Below are 26,303 nucleotides of genomic sequence, written 5' to 3'. Positions count from 1 at the left end.
CTCTTGTTCAATCCCCGGTCCGTGGCTTTGCGCCGCAAGGTCCGGGCTTTTTCACCGTGGCAAGTCCTGCTACCGCTGGCAGCCATGTTACAGGCAGTACTCCTCATGTTTGCGGCCATGTCAATGATCCCCGCAGGCGACCTGTGCGGGAAACTGCTGACTGGTGCCGGGCTGGCAACGCCCGCCTTTGTCGCCTGGTCGCGCTTTGCCATCGGCACCGCGCTGATCCTGCCCTTTGTGCCGCGCCGCGCCTTTACTCTTTTGGGCGATTGGCGGCTGTGGCTGCGCGCGGGGATGCTGACCGGCGGCATCTTCTCCATCCAGCTGGCCCTGCAGACAGAACCGCTGGCCAATGTCTTTGCCGCCTTCTTCATCGGGCCGGTGATCAGCTACGTGCTGTCGGTTCTTTTGCTGCGCGAGCAGGCCACCGCCTTGCGCAGCCTGCTGATGGCGCTGGGGTTCTTGGGCGTGCTGATGGTGGTGCGGCCGGGCTTTGGCGGCTCCGTGAACCTGTTGTGGGCGGTGCTGGCAGGCTGTTTCTACGGCGGCTTCCTGACCAGTTCCCGCTGGCTGGCACATGTCGGCACACCGCTGGAGCTGAGCCTGACGCAATTGCTGCTGTCGGCCCTGCTGATGCTGCCCTTGGGCCTCGCCAGCCTGCCGGAATTCACCCCCTCCACCGCGGCGCTGACGGTGGGGAGCGCGGCGTTCTCGATGATGGGCAACCTGCTGCTGCTGTTTGCCTATGGCCGGGTGCAGGCGGTGAAGCTGGCGCCGATGGTCTATTTCCAGCTGGTCGCGGCTGTGGGCCTGGGCTGGGCGGTGTTCAGCCATCTGCCGGACACCTGGACCTGGGCCGGGCTGGCGGTGGTGCTGTCGGCCGGGCTGGCGTCAGCAGCCCTGCGCCGCTGACCAGCCGCCGCGGGCGCGGATTTCGGTCGAGCTGGCCTCCACCATCGGCAGGTTCACAAAGCACCAGGCCGGGCTTTCCGCCCGCGCCAGCAGATGGCTTTCGCTGCCTTTCAGCATGGCGTGGCGGTAGATCCTCGCTGCCGGGGAAAACCGGGCTGAGATCCGGTCGCCGGGCCGCGCCAGCACCCCCACCGGCACCGTGTCCAGGATCTGCTGCCAGTCCTTCCAGCGGTGGAAATGGGTGAGGTTGTCGGCCCCCATCAGCCAGACAAAGCGCACGCCGGGATGGCGGCGGCGCAGGTGGCGCAGGGTCTGGGCGGTATAGCGGGTGCCAAGGTCCGCCTCGATGCCGCTGATATGGATGCGGGGATGCTGCACCAGCGCCTCCGCCGCTGCGGTCCGCCGCTGCAGGGGCGCGGGCTGGCGGGTCTTCAGCGGGTTGCCGGGCGACACCAGCCAGAACAGGTGATCCAGGCCGAAGCGTTTCAGCGCCGCATGGGAAATCGCCGCATGGCCGCGGTGCGGCGGATCAAAGGACCCTCCCAGCAGCCCGACACTGTGGCCCGGGCGGATATGCGGCAGCTTGCAAACCATGAAGGCCTTGATGCGCATAGTTTTTGGCTGAGATCAATCGCCACCCGCGGCATCGGCGCACAACCCTGCGAAGATTGCCTGAATCGCCGCTTTGGGTATAGAATTTTATGGCGCGGGCATTGTTTCTGCCCCGCTGTTTCCAAATTGCGAGTTTACCATGGTTACCAAACTTTCCGCCTCAGTCGGGCGCAAGGGCAAGAACCTGCCCGAAGATGTCAAAACAGTTCAGCAGCTATTGAATTCCTTTGCCTCCAGCGCGGGGTTCAAGAAATTGAAGGTCGACGGCGCCCCGACCCCGGTGCTGGAAAAGACCATCGGCCGGTTCCAGCAGGAGGTCTGCGGCTTCAAGCCCGACTGCCGCATCGACCCCGGCAAGACCACCATCAAGAAACTGAACGCAGGCCCCGCCAAGGCCAAGGCCGAACAGAAGGCCAAGGAAAAGCAGGACGAAAAGGCCAAGGAGGAAGCCAAGGCCAAGGCGGTGAAGGCCGCCAAGGACGCGGTGGTGAAGGAGGCCAAGGCCAAGTCCCTGGACAAAGGCGGCTGGGCCGCGCTGCTGGAGGAGATCGAGGACTATGCCGCCTCGCTTTACGACAGCTATTTCGCCAAGGGCGGAAAGAAGGGCGAGGACCCGCAAAAGGCGGCCAAGCAGGCGGCGGAAAAGGCCGCCAAGGAAGCCCGGAAGAAAGCCGCGGAGAATGTCATCAAGACCGTGGACACCGGCGGCGTGCAGAGACCCGGGCGGCTGACGGGCAAGACCCAAGGGGTGAAGAAGAAGATCCTCGACGTGCTCTATGAGGTTTCCTCCCACTACGGCGAGACCATCCATGTGGTCTCCGGCCTGCGCGACAAGAAAGGCCAGGCCAGCGCCATGTACGGCGGCTGGAACAGCCACCTGAAACGCGGCAAGATCTATTCCTACCTCAAAAGCAACGAGGACCTGCGGCTGGAACTGGACGGTTTTGTGCAGGCGGGGGACAAGAAGGGCTTCATCGCCTGCATGTTCAAGAAGGCCAACTGGAAATACATCTCGCGCCATTTGTCGGGCCAGGCGGTGGATGTGACCACCCGCACCGACCCCAAGATCATCAGCGCGCTGTCCACTTGCCTGCGCTACCTTGCAGAGCGCAACAGTGAAGGCATCAAGTGCCACCACTTCGACAATCGCAAACTGATCTACCCGGTGCCCGATAACATCAAGAAGAAATGGAAGATGTGAGGGGAACCTCTGCGGAAGGCGGGGGCGGCGCCCGCCTGGTTTTACCTTAGGCAAACCTGCGGTGTGACGGGCCGGCGGGCACTGCCCGTGCAGCGCTCGGGAGGGATTAAGATCGGACCTTGCCATCCCCTCAGGTTCGGCGTTCGATGCACGCATTGAGTGCAAAGAGCGGAGACCACACTATGCGCCTGACCGTGCCGGAGCCGAAGATCAAACTCTATGAGGACGGATTTGAGAGCCACGACCAGCTGAACAGGGCAGAGACCGGCGCCAAGCTGTCGGACCTGGTGGAGCGCATCGACGACCCGCTGGTGATCGCACTGGACGGCGCCTGGGGGTCGGGCAAGTCATTCTTTCTGAAATGCTGGGTTGGGGAGCATCTGAAACGGCAGGGAAACACCACCCAGACCGTCTATTTTGATGCGTTTAAGCATGATTTTCTGGATGATCCGCTGATTGCGCTGACCGGGGCGATTGCCGAGCGGTTTGAAGACCAGGAACAAGCCGGGCAAGATCAGCAGGCAGAGCGCAGCAAGAAAATGAAAAAGGCGGCTTGGGCCGTCGGGCGCGGCGTTCTGCGCATCGGTGCCTCTGTTGCCACCTTTGGCGCCACCGAAGCACTGGGCGGCATCGGGGATGCGGTTGCCGAGGCTGTTGGGGATGAAGCAAAGGCCCTGATCAACAGTTCAGAGGGGGAAAAGGAATCCGAAAAGTTCTGGAACGCCCACGACGCCCGTATTGCCGCGATGGAGGCGTTTAGGCTTGCACTGACTGAACTGACGGAGCCTGACGGCGATGGCGAGCCGCAGCGCAAACTGGTCATCGTGATCGACGAGCTGGACCGTTGCCGCCCGGACTATGCGCTGTCGCTGCTGGAGATCATCAAGCACTTTTTCAACGTCGACGGCGTGCATTTTGTGCTGGGGGTGAATTTGACGGAGCTGCAGAATTCGGTGAGGGCGCGTTATGGGAACGAGGTGGATGCAGCAAAGTACCTTCAGAAGTTTACTTCAGTAATTTTTCCTCTGGTAGGCCCAAAAGTCTCTCAAGGAAACATCGGCACATATTCATTGTACTTCGACCGCGTTGCTGCGGAGTGCAAGTTTGACGAAAATTGGCGCTATGCATGGATAAGAGATTATCTTCTGATGATTGACCACCATGCACTCGTTGGACTGCGCGATATCGAGAAACTCATTTCTCAAACAGTTGTATCACCTATGCCCCCGACAAAATCTGAAAGCGCATTACACATCTACGCGGACCTTTCAATACTGCGTATTGTACGCCCTGAGTTAATTCAAAAAGCCCGCTTAAACCAACTGGATTATCTGAGCGTCAGTCAAGTATTCAAACTGGACAAACGATCTAAGCAGCCGCAATTTTTCCAAGATGCAGCTGCAGTTTGGTCAGCATGTACACTGAGCCCATCTGGAAGCACTCAGTCGAGTCCTCAACGTGAAACGCGCGTAAGGCTAGGATTTCCAGAAAACCGACTTGCTCTTCCCGCCGAGATCGTTGCGAATTGCTTTGACGCATTTAGTCTTACTAGCGACACCTGAAATCCCTTGCCCTTGCCCGTGCTTTGCACGGGCAGCGCCCGAACCGCCCCCGTCAAACCGGAGGTTTGCTTCCAGCAAAACGCGGGCGTTACGCGGCCACCCCTCGGTTCGGACGCGGGGTGCGGGGCCGCCATCGAAGCACAAACTCAGGCGCGGGCCGTGCCGCTACGTGCCACGTCCCAAGGGGGCAGCGGCATCCGTTCTGAAATCACGCAAACGGCACCGCCCGGTGCACAGGGGGTGTACAGGGGGTGCACGCATGGCACCCCCTCCCCCGGGCCCGCATCCCGCATTGCCCCGGCGCCGCCCATCCGCTATCACTCCCGCCAGCAAATTCCCCCCATAACGGAGCGAGCACATGGCCTCCTACCAGTACGTCTACCACATGCAGGGTGTCTCCAAGACCTACCCGGGTGGCAAGAAATGTTTTGAAAATATCCACCTCTCCTTCCTGCCCGGCGTGAAGATCGGTGTGGTCGGCGTCAACGGCGCCGGTAAGTCCACCCTGATGAAAATCATGGCCGGCCTCGACAAGGATTTCACCGGTGAAGCCTGGGCGGCTGAGGGTGCCAAAGTCGGCTACCTGCCGCAGGAGCCGCAGCTGGACGAGAGCCTGAGCGTGCGTGAAAACGTCATGCTGGGCGTCAAGGAGAAGAAGGACAAGGTCGACCGCTTTAACCAGATCGCGGTGGAGATGGCCGAGAACTACACCGATGAGCTGATGGCCGAAATGACCGAGCTGCAGGACGCCATTGATGCGGAAAACCTGTGGGATCTGGACAGCCAGGTGGATGTGTCGATGGAGGCGCTGCGCTGCCCGCCGGATGACGCGCCGATCAAGGATCTGTCGGGCGGTGAACGCCGTCGCGTCGCGCTGTGCAAGCTGCTCTTGGAAGCGCCCGACATGCTGCTGCTTGACGAACCGACCAACCACCTGGACGCCGAGACCATCGCCTGGCTGCAGCAGCACCTCATTGATTACAAAGGCACTATCCTCTGTGTGACCCACGACCGTTACTTCCTGGACGATATTACGGGGTGGATCCTGGAACTCGACCGCGGCCGCGGCATTCCCTACGAGGGCAACTACTCCTCCTGGCTGGAGCAGAAAGCCAAGCGCCTGGAGCAGGAAGCCCGCGAGGACAAGGCCAAGCAGAAGACGCTGGAGCGCGAGCTGGAGTGGATGCGCCAGGGCCAGAAAGCCCGTCAGGCAAAGTCCAAGGCCCGTATTGCCGCCTATAACGAAATGGCCAGCCAGTCCGAGCGTGAAAAGGTCGGCCGCGCCCAGATCGTCATTCCGAACGGCCCGCGCCTGGGTTCCAAGGTGATCGAGGTCAACGGCCTCGCCAAACACTATGGCGACAAGCAGCTGATCGAGGGCCTGGAATTCTCGCTGCCGCCCGGCGGCATTGTCGGCGTCATCGGCCCCAACGGCGCCGGTAAATCGACCCTGTTCAAGATGCTGACCGGCCAGGAGCAACCCGACGAGGGTTCGGTGGAGTACGGCGATACCGTCAAGCTCTCCTATGTCGACCAGTCGCGCGATGACCTGAACGACAACGACACTGTGTGGGAGGCGATCTCCGGCGGTGCTGAGCTGATCGAGCTGGGCGACGCGCAGGTCAACTCCCGCGCCTATTGCTCCTCCTTCAACTTCAAGGGCGGCGACCAGCAGAAGAAACTGTCGCTGCTGTCGGGCGGTGAGCGCAACCGGGTCCACATGGCGCGGCTGCTGAAAGAGGGCGGCAACGTGCTGCTGCTTGACGAGCCGACCAACGATCTGGACGTGGAAACCCTGCGGGCGCTGGAAGACGCGCTGGTCGATTTCGCCGGCTGCGCCGTGGTGATCTCGCACGACCGTTTCTTCCTCGACCGGATCTGCACCCACATCCTGGCCTTTGAGGGCGATGCGCATGTGGAGTGGTTCGAGGGCAACTTCGAGGACTACGAAGAGGACAAGAAGCGCCGTCTGGGCCCTGACGCGCTGGAGCCCAAGCGCCTGAAGCACAAGAAGTTCGTGCGGTGAACTGGCTGAAGCGGCTTCTGGCAGGAAATCAGTTGATCCTGCCAAAGCCAACAATCCGGGAGACAGATTTTCTGTCTCCCGAAACCGATCCCGACCTGAAGATCGAAGATTACTACATCCGACTGCTCGGTGAGTTTGCCTCAGAAGAGATCTGGGCTGCGCTGGAAGCGTTCAAACTGGATACGCTGAGGGAACTGGTTTCCAAAGGGCTTCTCACAGAAGGGCAGATGACCCTTTTCTGCTTAGAATACTTCCGCGCAGAGATTTTGAACGGCGGTTTCCTGCAATTCATGGGAAATGCGGGTTTTATGTCAGCTGACGTTGTTTCTTGTTTGAGGAAGCTTAACCAAACGGAACTAGCGGACGATGTGGAAAACGTTACCAATGATTTGATCCCTATTCTCAGGCACTTGCATGAAGTCCCTGGTGACGCTCGGAATAGCGCTTTTCGTTCAGCTTTGAGACGAGCCAAGACCGAAATGAAAGAAGCAATGGAGCGTTCCCCGGCAGGGCAACGTCTTGAGGCAGAAGCCTTTGTGCCAAGCCTTGTACTCGAAATGGTGGAGTACATTGAAAGTCACGTAGAAGAATTCTGCAAAGCTGTTTGAAAAGCTGCTAGAACCTGTTGCTCGCATTTTTTCCAAACCTTTTTAAAAGCACCCAGCCTGGTTACGAGCCGAATTGGGAAACACAAGGCCCGCGCCTGACCTTGGGAGGGCGCGAATGCGCCTTCGTCATGCTGAAAGCATGCCTCCGGCATGACGGGAAGGTCAGGCGCGGGCCGTGCCGCTGCGCGCCACGGCCCAAGTAAAATCCCCCCCTGCACTGCGCTTTGACTTGCACTGCTGGATGCGCAGGGCTCCGCCCGTCCGAACTTCAAACGCTCCCCGGATTTCGCCTTTCCGCCAACCTGCACTACCCTCACCGCAGGCGCCTCCCGCGCCCACGTGTTGGTTAAAGCGTTGGAAAGGATCCCCCATGGGCTTGAAACCGGAAGAGGTGAAGGCTGAGGTCGAGGCGACAAAGGGCAAAAAGGCCAAGCGCAAGAAGCTGAAGACCGCGCCGGAAGGCACGACGGGCAAGAAACTGCCCGGCGATCTGCGCAAGGGGCTGGAGGCGCATTTCGGCGGCAACCTGGGCAAGGTGCGGGTGCATATGGGCGGCAATGCCAAGGAGGTCTGCAAGGAGCTGAAGGCGCGCGCCTTTACCATGGGCAACGACATCTATGTGGCGAAACCGGCCTATGCCAAGGATTCCAAACTGCTGGCACATGAGCTGACCCATGTGCTGCAGCAGGGCAAGGGCAAGATGCCCAAGGCCAAGGAGGGGGTGGCGCTGACCTCCAAATGACCGTTTGGCGGCCCGCGCCCCAATCTTTTGCGCAGGAAGCCGCAGCCTATTGACACATTTTAACCCTTTTTTAAGCAAAGTTGTCCGCAAGATGGTCTTGAGAGACACGGGGGCAGCCGGGCTAGATTGCTGCCTGAGAGGGAGTTGCCATGGTTTGGGCTGGTTTGTTCGCAGGCATGATCACCGGGATGTGCGCCACCGCGCTGGGATATTTCGCAGCCGGACTGCCGCTGTGGCTGGCGCTGCTGCTTTACCCCGCCGCCGGGCTGGCTGCGGCGCTGCTGGTGATCGGGATGTTGTGCCTGCGCGGCTGGATGCAGTCCCTGCCCGCTCTCGGCCAGGCCTATGGCAACCGGGCCTAACCCCGCACCCAGCTGACAATCTGCCCCTGCCGCAGCGCGCCTGACTGGCGCCTTTTCTCCTTGCCGCGCTCAAAGGCCACCATCGTCGGGGTGCCGCGGATGCGGTAGCGGGCGCCGGTGGACTGGTGGTCCTGGGTGTTGAGCTTGACCAGCCGCGCGCGCCCGGCCAGCGCCTTGGCGGCTTTGGCGAACTCCGGCGCCATGGCCCGGCAGGGGCCGCACCAGGGCGCCCAGAAATCCGCCACCAGCGGCAGATCGTCGTTCTGCACCGCCTTTTGCAGCGTGGCCGGATCCACGTCCACGGGCTTGACCGGCATCAGCGCCGCGCCGCAGCTGCCGCATTTGGGGCCCTTGCCCAGTTTCTCCTCCGGCACCCGGTTCAGCTGGGCACAGGTCAGGCAGGTCAGGGTCTTGGCGCCCATGGCGGCTCCTCCGGTTGCAGCCCGGTCCTGATACCGCCCGCCCTTGCTGCACCGCAAGAGCCTCTGGCACCGCTTCACAACTCTGTCACCCGGACTGGCAGCCAGCTGCCAGCGCTTCAATATCTAGGGCATGAAACAGATACTCCGCTTTCTTCCGCCGCTGGCGGCCGTTCTGGCGGCTGCAGAACTGGCGCATGTGCTGAACCTCACAACGGAACTGGGCGCACATCCCTGGTGGGCCGGCAAGGTGATCTGGCTGGGCGCCCTGCCCGGGCTGGCGCTGGCGCCGGCGGCCTGGCTGCTGCATCTGCCGCGCTGGCTGGCAGCCGCAGGCTTTGCCGTCTTTGGCGCCGGTGCTTATACGGTGGCCTCCGCCGGCAAGGCGCAGTTTGCCGCCTCATATGCAGAAGATATGCTGGCTGGCCAGTACTGGTACTTTGGCTGGATCGCCGTTTGCGCATTGGCTGCGGCGGTGCTTGCAACACTTGCCCGCCCGGCTGCGAAAACCCGTTGACCGGCTGCGCGGGCCGCCTGAAGATGGAGGCGAGAGGCAACAGATATCGGGGAAATGGTCATGATCACACGCCGGACATTGCTGAGCACAGGCACTGCAACCGCGGCTGCGGCGCTGCTGCCGCTGCCTGCCTTGGCGCGGAAAAAGGATCCTGCGATCTTTGACCCCGTGCCGCAGGAAGTGCGGATCAAGAAGGAATTCGCGCCGGGACAGATTCTGGTGCTGCCGCGGTCCTTCTACCTGTATTACGTGACCGAGCCGCGCAAGGCGATCCGCTATGGCGTCGGCGTCGGCAAGGCCGGACTGGAGTTCACCGGCACCGCAGTGATCGAGCGCAAGCGCGAATGGCCCAGCTGGCGCCCGACCCCGGAGATGATCGAACGCGACCCGCGGGCCTATGCCAAGTTTGTCGATAATGAATACATCCAGCCTGGCGGGCCAAGCAATCCGCTGGGCGCACGGGCGCTGTATCTGTACCAGAACGGGGTCGATACGTATTTCCGGATCCATGGCACCAACCAGCCGCAGACCATCGGCCATTCGGTGTCAAACGGCTGTATCCGGATGATGAACGAGCATGTGATGGATCTTTATGAACGGGTGCCTTTGGGCACCGTTGTGACGGTACTTTAGGCACAGTACCGCCGGAATCTGCCCCGGAACCCTGCGTCACTCTGCATTTTTCTTGCGTGATCAGGGAAACATACCCAATTCTGTCACGGCGATGTTACGCGAATGCCATCACTGTACCGTACCCGGCGCGGTCATGACCATCTGCGGACTTTGCCGGACTGCCGCATAAAGCGGGCAGAGCACTGAGACGACTTAGGAGTACACGACGATGGCCACTGGCACCGTCAAATGGTTCAACACCACCAAAGGCTACGGCTTTATTGCACCCGACGAAGGCGGCAAGGACGTATTTGTCCATATTTCCGCGGTTGAGCGTTCCGGACTGACTGGTTTGGCGGACAACCAAAAAGTGACCTATGAGCTGCGCGCAGGCCGCGACGGCCGTGAATCCGCAGTGGATATCGCGCTGGTCTCCTGATCCTCTGATCTGAACCAAAAATCTCTGAACAGCCCTGACGGCCGGGGCTGTTTTCAGCGGTCTATGGCCGCCACCAGCTGCAGGGCAGCCGGCCCGATTGCGGCCACATTCAGCGCAACGCCGCGGGCGTTGGGATGGATGCCGTCGTCCTGCATGAACTCCTGCGCTGCCGCAGGATTGCTCCCTGCCGCCTCCGCGACACCGGCAAAGGCGTCCGGGTGCAGTACCGCGCCATATTCAGCCGCGAGCTCCGGATAGACCGCATCGAATTCCTGCTTGTACTCCGGGCCGTAGTTGCGCGGCGCCTTCATGCCGATCAGCAGGACTTCTATGCCTTGAGCCTCAGCTGCTTGCAAAATGCGGGTCAGATTGGCGCGCGCCTCCTGCGGGGCCAGCCCGCGCAGCATATCGTTGCCGCCCAGCAGGACGATCAGCCCGTCCGGATTGTCTGACAGGGTCCACTCCGCGCGCTCTGCGCCGCCGGCAGTGGTGTCGCCGGACACACCGGCATTTTGCAGCGCCACATCGGCACCATTGCCATTCATCCAGCGTTCCAGCTGCGGCACCAGCCCCTGGCCCTGCGACAGACCGTAGCCCTGCACCAGGCTGTCGCCCAGGACAGTGATCCGCAGCGGCTCTGCCCAGGCGGCACCGGTAAAAAGCAGCAAACTCAGCAGTGCCAATATCTTGCGCATCGCGGCAAACACTCCATATCGGTTAGATGCATCCAACAGGCAGGCCCGATGACCGATCAAAACAGCCCCGTTCTGCATCTCTTAGATGCGAGTTTGACCCTGAATAGCAATACCGGCCCGGTAGAGATTTTGCACGGCATCTCGCTGGATGTGCGGCAGGGGGAGACCTTGGGGCTGGTGGGGCCGTCCGGGTCGGGCAAGTCGTCGCTGCTGATGCTGATGGGCGGGCTGGAGCAGGCGACCGGCGGCAGTGTGACCGCCTTGGGCCAGGATCTGACCGCGATGGATGAGGACGCGCTGGCGCGGTTCCGCCGCAATAACATGGGCGTGGTATTCCAGAGCTTTCACCTGATCCCGACCATGACCGCGCTGGAAAATGTGGCGACACCGCTGGAACTGGCGGGCGTCAAGGATGCGTTTGACCGCGCCCAGGCTGAGTTGGAGGCGGTGGGACTGGGCCACCGGTCCGGCCATTTCCCGGCGCAGATGTCGGGTGGTGAGCAGCAGCGGGTGGCACTGGCGCGGGCATTGGCGCCGCGGCCCGCGATCCTGCTGGCCGATGAGCCGACCGGAAATCTGGATGAGGCCAATGGCGAAGCGGTGATGGATCTGCTGTTTGGATTGCGCGACCGCTATGGCGCGACGCTGGTGATGGTCACCCACGCGCCGGAGCTGGCCGCACGCTGCGACCGGGTGGTGCGGCTGCGCGACGGACGGGTGGATGATGAGGCCGCGCGCGAGGCGGCGGAATGAATGCTGCGGCTTTCCGCCTTGCCTGGCGCTTTGCCCTGCGGGAATTGCGCGGCGGCCTGAAGGGGTTCCGTATCTTCCTGGCCTGCCTGGCGCTGGGAGTCGGAGTGATTGCCGCCATCGGCTCTATCCGCTCGTCGATTGAAACCGGGCTGGAGCGTGAAGGCGCTACGATTCTGGGCGGTGATGCGGAGCTTAACTTCACCTACCGGTTCGCCACTGAAGAGGAACGCGCATGGCTGGACCGGACCGCACTGCGCCATTCTGAAATAGCCGAGTTCCGCTCCATGGCCACTGTAGGCGAGGAACGCGGGCTGACACAGGTGAAGGCCGTGGACGGCCTCTACCCCCTGAAGGGCGAAATGAAACTCACGCCGGAGATGCCGCTGGAAAGTGCACTCGCGGGTGCTGACGGGTTGCCCGGCGGGGTGATGGACCGGGTGCTGGCAGACCGGCTGGGGCTGCAGCCCGGGGATGCCTTCCGGCTGGGCACCCAGGATTTCCGCCTGATGGCGATGATCGCGCTGGAACCGGATGCCGCGGCCTCCGGCTTTGAGCTGGGACCGCGCACGATGGTGCGGACGGCGGATTTGGCGGGCTCCGGATTGCTGGAGCCCGGCACCTTGTTTGACACCAAGTACCGGATGGAGCTGCCCGCGGGCAGCAATCTGACCGCCCTGCAGGCGGAGGCCGAGGGCTTGTTTGAGACCACCGGCCTGCGCTGGCGCGATGCCAGGAATGGTGCACCGGGGATAACCTCCTTTGTCGAGCGGCTGGGCGGTTTTCTGGTGCTGGTTGGCCTGTCGGGGCTGGCGGTTGGCGGCGTCGGCGTTTCGGCTGCCGTGCGCGCCTATCTGGCGACAAAGACTGCGACCATCGCCACCCTGCGCACGCTGGGAGCAGAGCGGCAGACGATTTTCCTTACCTACTTCCTTCAAATCGGCGCGCTGACGTTGATCGGCGTGGGCATCGGGCTGGTTCTGGGCGGGCTGGGGCCGGTGCTGCTGGGACCGTTGATTGCGGCGCAGCTGCCGTTCCCGGCGGTGTTCTCGCTCTACCCGTCCGCATTGGCAGAGGCTGCTGTCTATGGCGTGCTGACTGCCTTCATCTTTGCCCTGTGGCCGCTAGCGCGGGCGGAACGCATCCGCGCGGCCTCGCTGTTCCGGGATGCCTTCGCCAGCCGCACCCGCCTGCCTGCGCCGCGCTATCTGCTGGCGACCGGACTGGCGCTGGCAGCGCTGGTGGGTCTGGCGGCATGGTTCAGCGGCTCTGCCCAACTGACGCTGTGGACCGCGGGCGGGCTGATGGGGGCACTGATGGTGCTGCTGGTTGCAGCCCTTGGCATCGGGTTTCTGGCAAGGCGCGGCACCGGCGCGTCGCGCGGCCGCCCTGCCCTGCGGTGGGCTCTGTCCTCCATCGGCACCACACGCGACGGCGCGGTGCCTGCGGTGCTGGCGCTGGGGCTGGGGCTGACGGTGCTGGCTGCCATCGGCCAGATCGACGGCAACATGCGCCGGGCCATTGCGGGCAACCTGCCGGACGTGGCGCCGAGCTATTTCTTTGTCGATATTCAGCGCAGCCAGATGCCCAGCTTCCTGGAGCGGGTGGAGAATGACCCCGCCGTGACCCGGGTTGAAAACGCCCCGATGCTGCGTGGCGTGCTGACCCGGATCAACGGCCAGCCTGCCACCGAGGTTGCGGGCGATCACTGGGTGGTGCGCGGCGACCGCGGTATCACCTATGCCGCCGCGCAGCCAGAGGCGACAGAGCTCACAGCGGGCGAGTGGTGGCCGGAGGATTATTCCGGCCACCCGCAGATCAGTTTTGCCGCCGAGGAAGCGGAGGAACTGGGCCTCAAGCTGGGCGATACGCTGACGCTGAACATCCTGGGCCGCGACATCACCGGCACCATCACCAGTTTCCGCAACGTGGATTTCTCCACCGCGGGCATGGGATTTGTGATGGTGCTGAACGAGGCCGCGCTGGCGGGTGCGCCGCATAGTTTCATTGCCACCGTATATGCCGAAGAGCAGGCTGAGGCCGCGATCCTGCGCGACCTGGCGCGGGAGATGCCGAATATCACCGCGATCCGGATGCGCGATGCCATCGACCGGGTGGCTGACATCCTGCGGCAGCTGGCGGCGGCCACAGCCTATGGTGCGGCGGCAACGCTGCTGACCGGCTTCCTGGTACTGCTGGGCACTGCGGCGGCGGGGGAGCCTGCGCGGCGCTATGAGGCAGCGCTGCTGAAAACGCTGGGCGCGCCGCGCAAGCAGATCCTGGCAAGCTTTGCTCTGCGCTCTGCCCTGCTGGGCGCTGCGGCGGGGCTGGTGGCGCTGGCGGCGGGCATTGCCGGGGCCTGGGCGATCAACGCCTATGTGTTTGAGACCGGGTACACAGTCATCTGGCCGAACGCGCTGCTGGTGATCTCAGGCGGGGTTCTGACAACGCTGCTGGCAGGGCTCGCCTTTGCGCTGCGGCCGCTGGCGGCCAAGCCCGCCCGCATCCTGCGCGCCAGGGAATAAGAAACTGAACTGCGGCGGCCTGCCTTAGCGCGCGCCGCAGGAAACCGGCTGCAGGATCCGCATCAGATCGTGGTTGTCGCAGACCAGCGATTCCAGGGAAATGTCGTCCAGCGAGGCATAGAAAGCCTGCGCCGCATCCGCCAATGCCACCTTCAGGCGGCAGGCATCGGACAGCGGGCAGGTGTTGTCCGCGTCGGCAAAGCACTCGACCATCGGCAGGTTGCCTTCGACATCGCGGAAAACGTCGCCAATCCGGATTTCCGCTGCGTTTTTGCCCAGGCTCATGCCGCCGTTGCGGCCGCGCTGGGTGGCCAGATAGCCCAGCTGGCTCAGCTGGTTGATGACCTGCGCCAGGTGATTTTCCGAGATGTTGCAGCATTCGGCAATCTCGGCCTTGGTCACCAGGCGGTCTTCGTGGGCGGCGCAGTACATCAGCAGCCGCACGGCAATGTTGGTCCTTTTGGTAATACGCATGGGTCAGCTCCCGCAGCTATGGTGCATCGCTTATTGCATGAACCGCCAAAAAGCGGTTTGACATACATCAATAAGCGGAAATGCGGCAGAAAGGCGCACGGATGAACGCTCCTTACTTTTTTGGTTACGGCAGCCTGGTGAACACGTCGACCCATGGCTATGTCGGTGCGGCGCCCGCAAGGCTCAGCGGCTGGCGGCGGGCCTGGGTGCATACCTCCCTGCGCGAGGTGGCGTTCCTGTCCGCTGTTCCTTGCGAAAACAGCGAAATCGACGGGGTGATTGCCGAGGTGCCGGGGGCTGATTGGGCGGCGCTGGACGAACGGGAGTTCGCTTATGAACGGCTGCCTGCGTCAGACAAGGTGCAGCACAGGCTGCCGGGCGCGCCGGAAATTTCCGTCTATGCGGTGGCGGCGGACAGGCAGGAGAGTGCCACCACGCGGCACCCAATCCTGCTGAGTTATCTGGATGTGGTGCTGCAGGGTTACCTGCGGGTGTTCGGCACCGAAGGACTCAAAGGGTTTGTTGAGACCACCGACGGCTGGGAGGCCCCCATTCTGGACGACCGCGCGGCGCCGCGCTATCCGCGCCATCAGCAGTTGAACCGGCAAGAGATCCGCCTGTTTGACGATCTGATCGACAAGACAGGCGCGCGCAGGATAAACTCAACATATGATTGAACAGTGCCTCCTGTATCTGCGGCGGATGTCCCGCAAGCTTTGGATCCGGGTTGTTCTGATTTCTGTTCTCTCCCTGCTGGCACTGCTGCTGGCGCCGCTGGTCAAACCGCTGCTGCCGGATGATCTGAGCGAGGATTTCGGGCGTGAGGCGGTGCTACCGGTGCTGACCATCCTCGCCTCCGGCATGCTGGCCGTCACCACTTTTTCGCTGAATGTCATGGTCAGCGCCTACCGCACCGCCGCCTCGATGGCGACGCCCCGGGTATACCGGCTGCTGCTGGAAGACACGGTGACCCACCGGGTGCTGGCCACCTTTACCGGCGGCTTTATCTATGCGCTGAGCGCGGTGATCCTGTTCCGCGGCGGTTTTTATACGCCGGAAGGCGCCCTGGTAGTCTTTGGCCTGACGATTCTGGTGGTGGTGCTGATCGTCGGTGCCATCTTGCGCTGGATCGACCACCTGTCGGACCTTGGCAGCATGGACCACACCCTGCGGCTGATCGAGGCCCGCACCCGCGCCAGCCTGCGCGAACGGCGGAATACCCCCTGTCTAGGCGGCCGCTGCGCAAAGGCGGACCGCAAGCCCCCGGATGCCGTGGATATCCCCGCCGCCAAAAGCGGCTTTGTCCGATTTGCCGGGCTCGCCCGGCTGGAGGAGCTGGCAGAAAAAGCGGGCACGCGGATCACCCTGGCCAAGGCACCCGGGGAATTTGTGCTGCGCGGCCGGCCTGTGGCCTGGGCAGAAGGCGGCGAAAGCGGTTTCCGCAAGGCCGCTGCCAAGACCATCGAGATCGGCGATGTGCGCAGCTTTGACCAGGATCCCTCCTTTGGCATCACCCTGCTGGCGGAAACCGCCCAGCGGGCACTGTCGCCCGGTGTCAACGACCCCGGCACCGCCGTGGAGGTGATGGGGCGGCTGACCCGGCTTTTGTGGGAAACCCTGCCGGAGGATGAAGGCTGCAAGGATGAGGAGGCAAGCTTCCCGCGGGTCAGCGTGCCCCCGGTCACAGCGCAGCATCTGCTGGGCTGCGCCTTCCCGCCGATTGCCCGCTGCGGCAACGGCGCGCCCTCTGTCATGGGCTGGATGAAGACATCCTTGCATGAACTGCAAGGCCACCCCAATCCGGACATGGCCAAAGCGGCAGACGCCATGCTGAAAGACCTGGAAGACGGCCGCTGGGGCTGAGGCAGGCGCCGCCAGCGGGCGGGCGCGCTCCCGCCGCAAATTAAAAGAAAAAGACGGCGCCCCGAAGCACCGTCTTTCCGAGTCGGATTTGCCGAGCCTCAGCCGCGGGCGCGCACGGTTTCCATTAGCGCCAGAAGCGCCGACATGTCGGGGCCGCGCTCCATGCCAGTGACGGCCTTGCGCAGCGGCATGAACAGACCCTTGCCCTTGCGGCCCGTCGCCTCTTTCACCGCAGCGGTCCATTTGCCCCAGCTTTCAGCGTCGTAGGGGCCTTCGGGCAGCAGTGCCATTGCTTCGGCGATAAATTCCTTGTCCTCCTCCGCGATCAGCGGCGCAGCGCCGTCGCGGCAAAGATCCCACCATCCCGCCAGATCCTTAAGCGTGGTGATGTTTTCCTTGGCCATGTCCCAGAAGGCCGCCTGTTTCTCTGCCGGGACGCCCAGCGCGTCCACATGAACCTGCACGGCTTCCAGCGGCAGCGACTGCAGGTGGCGGGCAGTCAGCGGATAGAGGTCCTCGACATCGAATTTGGTTGGCGCGGCGCCGAAGCGATTGATGTCGAAACCGTCGATCAGCTCGGCCATCTCCGTGCGCAGTTCCACCGGGTCGGAGGAGCCCAGGCGCGCCATCAGGCTGAGCAGCGCCATCGGCTGCACGCCCGCCTCGCGCAGGTCGCGCAACGCCAGGGTGCCAAGGCGCTTGGACAGCGCCTCGCCCTGCGGGCCGGTCAAGAGCGAGTGGTGGGCGAAAGAGGGCACAGTGCCGCCCAGCGCCTCGATGATCTGAATCTGGGTGGCGGTGTTGGTCACGTGGTCGGAGCCGCGCACCACATGGGTCACGCCCATTTCGGTGTCATCCACCACCGAGGCCAGGGTATAGAGGAACTGGCCGTCGCCGCGGATCAGCACCGGGTCGGAAACCGAGGCCGCGTCGATGGAGATGCCGCCCAGGATGCCGTCGGTCCATTCAATGCGCTGATGGTCCAGCTTGAACCGCCAGACGCCATCGCCGCGCTCAGCCCGCAGGGCGGTCTTCTCGTCATCGGACAGAGCCAGCGCGGCGCGGTCATAAACCGGCGGCTTGCCCATGTTCAGCTGTTTCTTGCGCTTCAGGTCCAGTTCGGTCGGAGTCTCGAAAGCCTCGTAGAACCGCTCGATTTCGCGCAGGCGGTCTGCCGCGGCGACATAGCGGTCGAGGCGCTCGGACTGGCGTTCCACCTTGTCCCAAGTCAGGCCCAGCCATTCCAGGTCCTGTTTGATGGCATCGACATATTCTTCCTTGGACCGCTCCGGGTCTGTGTCGTCGATGCGCAGGATGAAGGTGCCGCCGGCCTTGCGGGCGATCAGGTAGTTCATCAGCGCGGTGCGCAGGTTGCCGACGTGGATATAGCCGGTCGGCGACGGGGCAAAACGGGTGGTGGTCATCTAAGATCTCCTGTTGCCGTTGCCTTGTCACATGGGCGGCGGATTGTCCAGTTTCAGCGGGATGATCGCGCCTTTGGCGCGTGCCTCCGGCGGGGATATTTAGGGCAAGAGGAAAGAGCGGGTCAGTTTGGTTGCACCGGCCAGAGCGCATTCAGGTCTTTGAGGCCGGTTTTGATCAGCTCGGACAGGACGTCCAGATCAATATCGGCAAGCTTGTTCACGTAGAGACAGCTTTTGCCGAGCTTATGCTTGCCAAGGCGAGCGAGGATGGCACCATAGTCCTGATATCCCGGCATGATGTAGATCGAATGGCGCGCCTTGCGCGGCGAGAAGCCGGTGGCGAGGAAGTCGCCCTCGCGGCCTGTGGCATAGCGGTAGTGGTAACACCCGTAGCCGACAATGGACGGCCCCCACATTTGCGGTTCAAACCCGGTGGCCTGGCGGAACAGGCTGTCCAGCTGCTGTGCCTCCTGCGCTTTGCGCGCGGGTTCGGCAGACGCAAGGAATGCCTCGACGCTGGCGCCAGTGGGGACGGTCTTATTCTGGTTCATGGGCAACCCTCCTTGAGGTAATACTGCCTCATCACGGGATTGTTTACAGCCCCCGGCGCAAGCGGCGCTAGGATGCGGCAAGTCCAATGCAACTTGGAGGATCCCCCGATGACTGTTTCCCTGTCCCGACGCGCGGCGCTGGCTGGTGCTGCTGCCCTGCCCTTTGCCGGTGCTGCTGCACCCGTTCTGGCCGGCGCCCATGGCGGCCGTGCCGAGGCGCCCATCGCCCACTCCTTCAAGCTGGGAGAGATGCCGGTTACCACGCTGCTTGATACGTCGGTCGCGCGCGAAGGGCAGAAGGCCATGTTCGGAGCGGCAGCGAGCGACGAGGAATTTGCCCGGATCTCGGCTGAGAACTTCATTTCCTCCGATACGCTGCAGTTCTATTTCACCCCCACCCTGGTTGATACAGGCGCCGAACTGGTGCTGTTTGATACCGGGCTGGGCATGGGCGGCATTGCCAAGGCGCTGGCCGCCGCCGGGGTCACGCCGGGCCAGGTTGATGTGGTGGTGATCACCCATATGCATCCCGACCATATCGGCGGGCTGATGACGGATGGTGCGCCCACATTCCCCAACGCCCGCTATATTACCGCTTCGGCAGAGTATAATTTCTGGTCCAAGATGGAGCCCGGCAACCGGGTTGGCGATCTGGTCGCCAGCAATGTGACGCCGCTAGCCGAAAAAACAACATTCATCGAGGACGGCGGCAGTGTGGCCTCCGGGATCACAGCAGTTGCGAGCTTTGGCCATACGCCGGGTCATATGTGCTACATGCTGGAGAGCGGCGGGCGGCAGTTGTTGCTGACGGCAGATCTGGCCAACCACTATGTCTACAGCTTTGCGCGGCCGGACTGGGCCTTCAGCTTTGATGCGGATGCCGAGGCCGCCAGTGCGTCGCGCCGCAAGGTTCTGGGGATGCTGGCCGCGGACAAGGTGCCGATGATCGGCTATCACATGCCGTTCCCGGCAGCCGGGTTTGTGGAAACCCGCGGCGAAGGGTTCCGCTATGTGCCGGTGAGCTATCAGTTGATGGGATAGGCGTCAGTAGCCGGTCTGCGGCCCGTATTTGCTGCCATCCGTGAAACGGGACAGGCGGAATTCATGCGGGTCCACTACCGGCTTGTCGCCGGTAACCAGATCAGCAGCGAGCCTGCCTGCCGCCGGGCCGATGCCGAAACCATGGCCGGAGAAGCCGGTGGCGACAAACAGCCCCGGCAGCCCGTCTGCCTGGGAGATCACCGGAATTGCGTCCGGCGTCACGTCGATCAGCCCGCCCCAGCTTTGCACCACATCGGCGCCCTGCAACACAGGAAAGGCCTTTTGAGCCGCGGCCCAGCCGCTTTTCAGTGCCTTTTGCGACGGCGCGGGATCGAGCACCCGGCAAAGCTCAAACGGGGTGGTCTGATCGGATTTCCAGCGGCGGGCCTGGGTGGCTTCCTCAGCCCAGCGGCCCGAGACGCGGAACTGCAGCGCGCGCCATTCCTGGCGGTAGCTGGGCAGGAATTTCCAGCCCAGGCGGAAGCTGTCCGGCACGATGTCGACAATGTTTTCGTGGGCGTCCGCGACGGTATAACCGCCATCGGCCCGTTTGCGCAGGCCGAGATTGGCGGCGCGGATTGCAGTTTCCGGGCCGCCCTGCACCGGGGAAGTGCGCAGGACCGAGTTCAGCACCTTCAACTGCGGCAGCTTCACCCTGGCGTTGCCCAGAAACAGCCGCGACCAGGCGCCGCTGGCCACGACCACAGCGGAGCAGGCCACGCGGCCGCGTTCGGTCATCACGCCGCTTATCCGGCCGGCTGCGGTCTCGACGCTGCGCACGGCGCATTCGGTCATCACTTTGGCACCGGCGGCCTGGGCAGCACTTGCAATGGCATGGGTTGCCATCTGCGGCTCGGCGCGGCCGTCCATCGGGGTCAAAAGGCCCGAGCGGGTTATGGTCTGGTGGCCCGGCATCAGCTGTTCGATCTGCTCGCCGCGGACCATGCGAGCGGCCTGCCCCCAATTGTCGAGATTGCGCAGCCAGCGTTCCAGCTGCGCCTCGCGCTTGGCGGTTTCAGCGGTGTAGAGGATGCCGGAGCGGGTGAAGCCGGTTTCCCTTCCGGTGCGTTCCGCCAGCCCTTCCCAGAGCCTCAACGCCTCAGCCATCAGCGGAATTTCCCGCGGGTCGCGGCAGGAGATCCGCACCCACCCCCAGTTGCGCGAGCTTTGTTCCCCGGCGATTTGGCCCTTTTCACAGAGCAACACGGAATAGCCGCGTTCGGCCAGTTCCAGCGCGGTGGTTGCACCAATGATGCCGCCGCCGATCACCACGGCGTCGACGGCCTTGGGCAAGGCCAGGTCGGATTGGAAATGGGGCAGCTTCGGTCCAGGCATGCGGGCATCTATGCCCGGTGTCCAATCGCGGGTCCAGCATACAGACGACGCGAACCGTGCCGCTTTCTGCTGTTGTGTTTTTTGCGCCGCATATCAGAGCGTTACCGCCGCCGGCGGCGCATAAGCAGATGGCCAAGAAGACGCAGAAAGCCCTGCGCCTTCAAGCAGTTACCGCATAATTCAGGACGGATCGCGCCAGCGGTTCACGATCGGATAGCGGCGGTCCAGCCAGAACGCACGCGGGGTCAGGCGGGCGCCGGGAGCGGACTGGAAGCGCTTGTATTCGCTGATATAAACCAAATGCTCGACCCGTTTCGCCACATCCCGGTCGAAACCAGCCGCAACGCAATCTGCAATTGAGCCATCCTGATCCACAAGGATATTCAGAATCGCGTCCAGCTCGGGATAGTCGGGCAGGCTGTCGCTGTCCTTTTGGTCCTCGCGCAGCTCAGCACTGGGCGGTTTGTCGATCACGTTGGGGCGGATCACTTCGCCCTCCGGCCCCCTCATCCAGGGGCGGTGGTTGGCGTTACGCCAGCGGCAGGTCTCGAAGACGCGGGTCTTGTACAGATCCTTGATCGGATTGTAGCCGCCGTTCATGTCGCCATAGATGGTGGCATAACCCACTGCGACCTCGGATTTGTTGCCCGTGGTCAGCAGCATCTCGCCAAACTTGTTGGACATTGCCATGAGGAGCAGGCCTCGCAGGCGGGACTGGATGTTTTCCTCTGTCACATCAGCATCGCGGCCGGCAAACAGCGGTGCCAGGGTGCTGGTGATTGCATCGCGGCCCTGGGTGATCGGCACATAGTCGTAATGCACGCCCAGTGCCTTGGCGACGGCCTCGGCATCCTCCAGCGACTCGTCGGAAGTGTATTCAGAAGGCAGCATCACACAGCGGACGTTTTCTGCGCCGATGGCATCAACGGCAATGGCGGCAACGATGGCCGAATCCACTCCGCCAGAGAGGCCCAGCAGCACCTTCTTGAAGCCGCTCTTGCCCAGGTAGTCGCGCAGGGATTCGACCATCACCCGGTAATCCTGCTCCCACTCGTCCGGCAAATGCGCCTTTTCGCCCTCGACCGCGTGCCAGCCCTCGTCGGCACGTTCCAGATCGAGATGCGCATAAGCCTCGTCAAACACTGGCATCTGCAGCGCCAGCGCGCCGCCCGGGTTCAGCACAAAGGAGCCGCCGTCGAAGACCTGATCATCCTGACCGCCGACCATATTCAGGTAGATTACCGGCAGGTGGGACTCGACCGAGCGCGCCACCATGTGATTGAAGCGCACATCCATCTTGTTGCGGAAATAGGGGGAGCCGTTGGGGATCAGCAGGAATTCAGCGCCGGTTTCGGCCAGGGTCTCGGCGACATCCTCGTGCCAGCCGTCCTCGCAGATGGGGGAGCCGATGCGGGTGTTGCCGACCGCATAAGGGCCGCCCAGGGGGCCTGCGTCAAAAATACGGACCTCGTCAAAGACGGTCTCATTCGGCAGGTGGTGCTTGAGGCTGCGCGAGGCGATCTTGCCGTTCTTCAGGATCAGATACGCATTGTAGAGCCGCCCGCCTTCGATCCAGGGGCCGCCGATGGCCAGTGCGGGGCCTTCGGTGCATTCGGCGGCCAGTTTCTCAACCTCGGCAATCGCCGCCTTGTGAAAGGCCGGCTTCATTACCAGGTCCTGTGTGTTGTAGCCGGTGATAAACATTTCCGGCAGCGCCACCAGGTCGGCGCCCGCCTTGCGGCCCTCTTCCCAGGCGGCTTTGGCTTTGGCGGCATTGCCTGCCAGATCGCCCACGGTGGGGTTCAGCTGCGCCAGTGTCACGCGGAAACGGTCTGCCATGCTGCTTGGGCCTTTTGTGAATTTCCTCTCTCAGCCATTTACCAGATTACCGGCCAAGGAAAAGAGCGCGGGGGAAAAGACATTGCGGCCCCGTCTGCGGTAGCTTAGTTTCCGGGCGAGCAACCCAATATGGCAGCAGCACCGTTTTTCTGGGCAGGCAGAGGTTTTGAATGACCCGTTTCGGCACCGCATTTGCGCTAACCACAATCCTTGCACTGGCCGCCCCGGCCATTGCCCAGGAAGGCGAGGTCATCACCACGCAGGACGAAATTGGCGGCGTCTATGAGGGCACGTTCCGCAACGGCCTGCAGCATGGCACCGGCACCTACAAGCTGCCGAATGGATATGAGTACACCGGCGAATGGGTCGACGGAGAGGTGCGCGGCCAGGGTGTGGCGCGGTTCCCGGACGGGTCGGTTTATGAGGGCGAGTTTGCGCAGGGCAAACCGCATGGGCTGGGCAAGCTGACCCGCGCCGACGGCAGCACTTATGAGGGCGGCTGGCAGGACGGGCAGATCCACGGCGACGGCACATCAGTCTATGCCAGCGGTGTGCGCTACCAGGGCAGCTTTGCCAATGGCAAGCGGCACGGCAAGGGTGTGATGGCCTCACCCGATGGATACACCTATGACGGTGACTGGGTTGAAGGCCGCCAGCAGGGCCTGGCCAAGATCACCTATGCCGAGGGCACCGTTTATGATGGCAGCGTGGCCGATGGCCAGCTGCAGGGCCAGGGCCGGCTGGAAACCTCGGACGGGCTTATCTACGAGGGTGAATGGACCGCCAGCCAGATGCATGGCACCGGCAAGCTGATCCAGCCCAATGGCGATGTGTACGAAGGTGAACTGCAAAACGGCCGCCGCCATGGCACCGGCAAACAGCGCTATGCCAACGGTGATGTCTACGCGGGCGATTTCCTGAACGATCAGCGCCACGGCACTGGCACCTTCACTGAGAAGGACGGCTACAGCTACACCGGCGCATGGGCAAAGGGCCAGATCGAAGGCAAGGGCAAGGCGATCTATCCCGATGGCTCAGTTTATGAGGGCGATTTCCGGGACGACCTGGCCGAGGGCAAGGGCAAGATCACCTATCCCGACGGCTCCACCTATGAAGGGGATTGGGTTGCCGGGGTGATCGAGGGCGAAGGCACGGCCGCCTACCCCAACGGCATCACCTATACCGGCGGCTTTCAGAACGCCAAGAACCACGGCCAGGGGGTGATGACCTATGCCGACGGCTATCGCTACGAGGGCGGCTGGCAGGACAGCCAGCGCCACGGCGATGCGGTGGTAACCTATGCGGACGGATCGGTCTACACCGGCCAGTTTGCGAACAGCCAGCGCCACGGGCAGGGCAAAATCGTGATGCCCGACGGCTTCACCTATGAAGGCGAATGGCTGGAAGGCAAGATTTTCGGCCAGGGTGTGGCGACTTATGCCAATGGCGATGTCTATGAGGGCAGTTTCGTAAATGGCAAACGGCAGGGGCCGGGCACGATGAAATATGCCAGCGGCCAGCAGGCCGACGGCACCTGGGAAAACGGCGCGCTGGTCAGCAGCGAGGCTGAGGCCGCAGAGCAGACCGAATAAGCCCCGCGGGGCTTCAATATGGACCCAAAGGCGCGCCGGGATGGCGCGCCTTTTCGTTTCAGCCGATGCGGATGCGGCTCAGATGGTCCGGCATTGCCACGCCGTCCAGATTGGCCGGGTCCGGCTGCGGCGGCTTCAGCTCCATCGCCATCGGCACCACCCCAGCCCAGATCGGCAGGGCGTAGTCTTCCTCGTCATCCTTGGGTGGGCCGGAGCGGATCTTGGCCGCGCCTTCCTCGATCGGCATCCTAAGCACTGCCGTCGCCTTCAGCTCCTGATCAGTCATCGGGCGCAGGGCTTCCCATCGGCCGGGAAAGATGCGGTCCACCATCGCCCTGAGGCTGGCCGCCTTGGCGTCCTCGTCCACAACCTGCTCTGCCACGCCAAACAGCATGGCAGAGCGGAAGTTGACCGAATGGTGGAAGGCCGAACGCGCCAGCACATACCCGTCCATGCAAGTGACCGTCAGGCAGACCTCTGCCCCCGCCATCGCCCGGATTGCGCGGCTGGCTGCGGAGCCGTGCCAATAGACATGATCCCCTTCCCGCCATTGCAGTGTCGGCAGGACCGAGGGGCTGCCATTGATCTGATAGCCGACATGGCCCAGCGGCATGGCATCAAGCACCTGATAAACCGCAGCCCGGTCGTAAAGCCCGCGCTCATGGGCTCGGCGCAACCGGCTGCGTTCTGATTTCAGGGCGGTGTCTTGTTCAGGCTGGCGCATGGCGGACCTCTTGTTTCTTGTTGCCTCCATATGTGTGCTATGCGCAAACTGGTTTGTAATTAACATCCAATTTCTGACAAAATAGGCAGTCCAGAATGATTGACCTCTCCGCAATGATCTCTGACAGCAAGGGGGAGCCGCTGTATCTGCAGATCGTGGCAGCGCTGCGCAGCAGGATCAGCGACGGCAGCCTGGGGATCGGCACTCGGCTGCCGTCGTCGCGCGGGCTGGCACAGGATCTGGGCATCGCGCGCTCCACCGTGGTGACAGCCTACGATCAGCTTGTGGCAGAAGGGTACGCCGAGGCGCGGCCCGGCGCGGGGATCTTTGTCTGCGATGTTGCGCCGATCCGGCCGCCGCACGCGCAGGTGCAGGCGCTGCCGCCTGCTGTCCCCCCTGTGCCGGGACTGCTGTTGCCAGGCGCTCCGGACCCGGCGCTGTTCCCGGCGCGGCCCTGGGCGCGTTGTGTTTCACGTGTGGCACGGCTCGACCCGCTAAGCCTGAGCCATCAGGAAGACGCCTTTGGCGACCCTGAATTGCGCAAGGAGATTGCCGCCTATGCCGCGCGCTGGCGGGGAATCAGCTGCAGTGCAGAGCAGGTTCTGGTGACCAGCGGCGCACGGGAAGCCCTGGAACTGGCAATGGACTTTCTGACCGGCGGCGAAGACATCGCGCTTGAAGCGCCCGGCTTTACCCCCACGCAGCGCTTTGCCCTATCGCGTGGCTGGCAGGTACGCTGGCTGAGAGCGGGGCCGCGCGGGGTCCAAGTGCCACGGCGGATGGCCAAGGTCACGCTGCTGACGCCTTCGCATCAGTTTCCGCTGGGCGGCACGCTGCCGGTGCCGCAGCGGCAGGCCTTCCTGCAGGCAGCCAAGGCACGGGACGGCTGGATCATCGAGGATGATTTCGACAGCGAGTTCCGCTATGGCGGCCAGCCGGTGCCCGCCATGGCCGCGCTGGATAGCGAGGGGCGCTGCATCTATGCGGGCACCTTTTCCAAGACCTTTTCCCATGCGCTGCGGCTGGGATATGCGATCCTGCCGCCTGCCCTGGTGCCCGCCTTCAGGGCGCAATTCATCCATCCCAGTGCCGGGGCCGCGATCACCGCGCAGCGGCCGCTGGCGGAATTCATGGGCTCCGGCCAATACGACCGCCACATCCGCCGCGCCCGCAGGTTCTATGCCGAGCGGTATGCCGCCGCAGCGGAGGCGCTGGCGGAATGGCCGGAGCGGCTGGGCTGGTTCCGGCGCCACAATGCCGGGATGCAAATCGCCTTTCACCTGGCAGGCGCGCGGCCCGACACGGAAATCTGCCGCAGCGCTGCCGCCGCAGGATTTGGCGTCCGCGCCTTGTCGCCGCATGATCCGGAGCAAAAGGCACAAGGGCTGCTGATCGGTTTTTGCCAATCGCAGCCCTCTGACCTGCCGGCGCAGATTGCCCGGCTGCGGCAGATCGTGGAGGATGGCTGAAATTCTCCT

26 protein-coding genes are annotated in these 26,303 nt (G+C 63.2%); 17 read left to right on the top strand and 9 right to left on the bottom strand.

All coding sequences use genetic code 11. The annotated features are described in order from the left end of the window. The first annotated feature begins 105 nt into the window (after positions 1 to 105). Positions 106 to 912 (top strand): DMT family transporter, encoded by an 807-nt coding sequence (locus ACXAHG_RS10500; RefSeq protein ID WP_475057175.1) that lies wholly within the window; start codon positions 106 to 108, stop codon positions 910 to 912. Here the strand turns inward: ACXAHG_RS10500 and ACXAHG_RS10495 are convergent. Beyond that, positions 892 to 1,524 carry a nicotinate-nucleotide adenylyltransferase gene (locus ACXAHG_RS10495; RefSeq protein WP_475057118.1) on the bottom strand — a complete coding sequence of 211 codons (633 nt, stop codon included), beginning with the start codon at positions 1,522 to 1,524 and terminating at the stop codon, positions 892 to 894. The genes ACXAHG_RS10500 and ACXAHG_RS10495 overlap by 21 nt on opposite strands. A gap of 139 nt (positions 1,525 to 1,663) precedes the next feature. On the opposite strand from ACXAHG_RS10495, the gene ACXAHG_RS10490 reads away from it, so the two are divergent. From ACXAHG_RS10490 to ACXAHG_RS10465, 6 genes are all read left to right on the top strand, one after another. Continuing rightward, positions 1,664 to 2,725 (top strand): peptidoglycan-binding domain-containing protein, encoded by a 1,062-nt coding sequence (locus ACXAHG_RS10490; RefSeq protein WP_475057117.1) that lies wholly within the window; start codon positions 1,664 to 1,666, stop codon positions 2,723 to 2,725. Positions 2,726 to 2,907: 182 nt separating this feature from the next. Continuing rightward, positions 2,908 to 4,287 (top strand): KAP family P-loop NTPase fold protein, encoded by a 1,380-nt coding sequence (locus tag ACXAHG_RS10485; protein ID WP_475057115.1) that lies wholly within the window; start codon positions 2,908 to 2,910, stop codon positions 4,285 to 4,287. A gap of 358 nt (positions 4,288 to 4,645) precedes the next feature. After that, positions 4,646 to 6,313, top strand: coding sequence for an energy-dependent translational throttle protein EttA (ettA, locus tag ACXAHG_RS10480; protein WP_475057114.1), 1,668 nt, complete (start codon positions 4,646 to 4,648; stop codon positions 6,311 to 6,313). Then, complete coding sequence (locus tag ACXAHG_RS10475; protein WP_475057113.1) at positions 6,310 to 6,921, top strand: DMP19 family protein; 612 nt, start codon at positions 6,310 to 6,312, stop codon at positions 6,919 to 6,921. Before ettA ends, ACXAHG_RS10475 begins: the two co-directional genes overlap by 4 nt. Before the next feature lie 370 nt (positions 6,922 to 7,291). Next, positions 7,292 to 7,663: an eCIS core domain-containing protein gene (locus ACXAHG_RS10470; protein ID WP_475039494.1), complete on the top strand. Its 372-nt coding sequence runs from the start codon at positions 7,292 to 7,294 to the stop codon at positions 7,661 to 7,663. Between the two features lie 149 nt (positions 7,664 to 7,812). After that, positions 7,813 to 8,025 carry a hypothetical protein gene (locus ACXAHG_RS10465; RefSeq protein WP_475039496.1) on the top strand — a complete coding sequence of 71 codons (213 nt, stop codon included), beginning with the start codon at positions 7,813 to 7,815 and terminating at the stop codon, positions 8,023 to 8,025. Here the strand turns inward: ACXAHG_RS10465 and trxC are convergent. Further along, positions 8,022 to 8,447, bottom strand: a complete 426-nt coding sequence (gene trxC / locus ACXAHG_RS10460; RefSeq protein ID WP_475057112.1) for a thioredoxin TrxC — start codon at positions 8,445 to 8,447, stop codon at positions 8,022 to 8,024. The genes ACXAHG_RS10465 and trxC overlap by 4 nt on opposite strands. Positions 8,448 to 8,577: 130 nt before the next feature. On the opposite strand from trxC, the gene ACXAHG_RS10455 reads away from it, so the two are divergent. From ACXAHG_RS10455 to ACXAHG_RS10445, 3 genes are all read left to right on the top strand, one after another. Further along, complete coding sequence (locus ACXAHG_RS10455) at positions 8,578 to 8,961, top strand: hypothetical protein (RefSeq protein WP_475057111.1); 384 nt, start codon at positions 8,578 to 8,580, stop codon at positions 8,959 to 8,961. Between the two features lie 60 nt (positions 8,962 to 9,021). Continuing rightward, entirely contained in the window at positions 9,022 to 9,594 is a 573-nt protein-coding gene (locus ACXAHG_RS10450) for a L,D-transpeptidase (protein ID WP_475039502.1), read from the top strand. A gap of 208 nt (positions 9,595 to 9,802) precedes the next feature. After that, positions 9,803 to 10,012, top strand: a complete 210-nt coding sequence (locus tag ACXAHG_RS10445) for a cold-shock protein (protein WP_039132699.1) — start codon at positions 9,803 to 9,805, stop codon at positions 10,010 to 10,012. Between the two features lie 53 nt (positions 10,013 to 10,065). On the opposite strand, the gene ACXAHG_RS10440 is transcribed toward ACXAHG_RS10445, so the two are convergent. Further along, a complete protein-coding gene (locus ACXAHG_RS10440) occupies positions 10,066 to 10,707 on the bottom strand; it encodes an arylesterase (RefSeq protein WP_475057110.1) in 642 nt (213 codons plus the stop codon). Between the two features lie 48 nt (positions 10,708 to 10,755). Here ACXAHG_RS10440 and ACXAHG_RS10435 point away from each other — a divergent pair, with 48 nt between their 5' ends. Together ACXAHG_RS10435 and ACXAHG_RS10430 are read left to right on the top strand one after the other, a co-directional pair. Further along, positions 10,756 to 11,460 carry an ABC transporter ATP-binding protein gene (locus ACXAHG_RS10435; protein ID WP_475039508.1) on the top strand — a complete coding sequence of 235 codons (705 nt, stop codon included), beginning with the start codon at positions 10,756 to 10,758 and terminating at the stop codon, positions 11,458 to 11,460. Then, the gene (locus ACXAHG_RS10430; protein WP_475057108.1) at positions 11,457 to 13,982 is read left to right on the top strand and encodes an ABC transporter permease; all 2,526 of its coding nucleotides are present in this window, start codon (positions 11,457 to 11,459) and stop codon (positions 13,980 to 13,982) included. The genes ACXAHG_RS10435 and ACXAHG_RS10430 overlap by 4 nt, the downstream gene beginning before the upstream one ends. Positions 13,983 to 14,006: 24 nt before the next feature. Here ACXAHG_RS10430 and ACXAHG_RS10425 read toward each other — a convergent pair whose 3' ends face one another. Further along, positions 14,007 to 14,456, bottom strand: a complete 450-nt coding sequence (locus ACXAHG_RS10425) for an RrF2 family transcriptional regulator (RefSeq protein WP_475057107.1) — start codon at positions 14,454 to 14,456, stop codon at positions 14,007 to 14,009. A gap of 80 nt (positions 14,457 to 14,536) precedes the next feature. Here ACXAHG_RS10425 and ACXAHG_RS10420 point away from each other — a divergent pair, with 80 nt between their 5' ends. Further along, positions 14,537 to 15,133: a gamma-glutamylcyclotransferase family protein gene (locus ACXAHG_RS10420; RefSeq protein WP_475057106.1), complete on the top strand. Its 597-nt coding sequence runs from the start codon at positions 14,537 to 14,539 to the stop codon at positions 15,131 to 15,133. Continuing rightward, the gene (locus ACXAHG_RS10415; protein WP_475039516.1) at positions 15,126 to 16,319 is read left to right on the top strand and encodes a DUF2254 domain-containing protein; all 1,194 of its coding nucleotides are present in this window, start codon (positions 15,126 to 15,128) and stop codon (positions 16,317 to 16,319) included. The genes ACXAHG_RS10420 and ACXAHG_RS10415 overlap by 8 nt, the downstream gene beginning before the upstream one ends. A gap of 98 nt (positions 16,320 to 16,417) precedes the next feature. Here the strand turns inward: ACXAHG_RS10415 and gltX are convergent, their stop codons facing one another. Together gltX and ACXAHG_RS10405 are read right to left on the bottom strand one after the other, a co-directional pair. Continuing rightward, entirely contained in the window at positions 16,418 to 17,743 is a 1,326-nt protein-coding gene (gene gltX / locus ACXAHG_RS10410) for a glutamate--tRNA ligase (protein WP_475039517.1), read from the bottom strand. Positions 17,744 to 17,865: 122 nt separating this feature from the next. Continuing rightward, positions 17,866 to 18,294, bottom strand: coding sequence for a DUF1801 domain-containing protein (locus ACXAHG_RS10405; protein ID WP_475057104.1), 429 nt, complete (start codon positions 18,292 to 18,294; stop codon positions 17,866 to 17,868). Between the two features lie 108 nt (positions 18,295 to 18,402). Between ACXAHG_RS10405 and ACXAHG_RS10400 the strand changes: the two genes are divergently transcribed. Continuing rightward, entirely contained in the window at positions 18,403 to 19,335 is a 933-nt protein-coding gene (locus ACXAHG_RS10400; RefSeq protein WP_475057102.1) for an MBL fold metallo-hydrolase, read from the top strand. A 3-nt stretch (positions 19,336 to 19,338) separates the two neighbouring features. Here ACXAHG_RS10400 and ACXAHG_RS10395 read toward each other — a convergent pair whose 3' ends face one another. Together ACXAHG_RS10395 and ACXAHG_RS10390 are read right to left on the bottom strand one after the other, a co-directional pair. Further along, on the bottom strand, positions 19,339 to 20,670 hold the full coding sequence (locus tag ACXAHG_RS10395) for an NAD(P)/FAD-dependent oxidoreductase (protein ID WP_475057100.1): 1,332 nt from the start codon (positions 20,668 to 20,670) through the stop codon (positions 19,339 to 19,341). A 180-nt stretch (positions 20,671 to 20,850) separates the two neighbouring features. Then, positions 20,851 to 22,509, bottom strand: a complete 1,659-nt coding sequence (locus tag ACXAHG_RS10390; protein ID WP_475057098.1) for an NAD+ synthase — start codon at positions 22,507 to 22,509, stop codon at positions 20,851 to 20,853. A gap of 170 nt (positions 22,510 to 22,679) precedes the next feature. Between ACXAHG_RS10390 and ACXAHG_RS10385 the strand changes: the two genes are divergently transcribed. Beyond that, positions 22,680 to 24,101 carry an MORN repeat-containing protein gene (locus ACXAHG_RS10385; protein WP_475039527.1) on the top strand — a complete coding sequence of 474 codons (1,422 nt, stop codon included), beginning with the start codon at positions 22,680 to 22,682 and terminating at the stop codon, positions 24,099 to 24,101. Between the two features lie 58 nt (positions 24,102 to 24,159). Here the strand turns inward: ACXAHG_RS10385 and ACXAHG_RS10380 are convergent, their stop codons facing one another. Further along, positions 24,160 to 24,825, bottom strand: a complete 666-nt coding sequence (locus tag ACXAHG_RS10380; protein WP_475057097.1) for a pyridoxamine 5'-phosphate oxidase family protein — start codon at positions 24,823 to 24,825, stop codon at positions 24,160 to 24,162. 95 nt (positions 24,826 to 24,920) lie between these two features. On the opposite strand from ACXAHG_RS10380, the gene pdxR reads away from it, so the two are divergent. After that, the gene (gene pdxR / locus ACXAHG_RS10375) at positions 24,921 to 26,294 is read left to right on the top strand and encodes a MocR-like pyridoxine biosynthesis transcription factor PdxR (protein WP_475057096.1); all 1,374 of its coding nucleotides are present in this window, start codon (positions 24,921 to 24,923) and stop codon (positions 26,292 to 26,294) included. The last annotated feature ends 9 nt before the right edge of the window (positions 26,295 to 26,303 follow it).

The organism is Leisingera sp. ABD4_442 (assembly GCF_056160905.1).
This window is presented reverse-complemented; position numbering and strand designations above follow the sequence as displayed.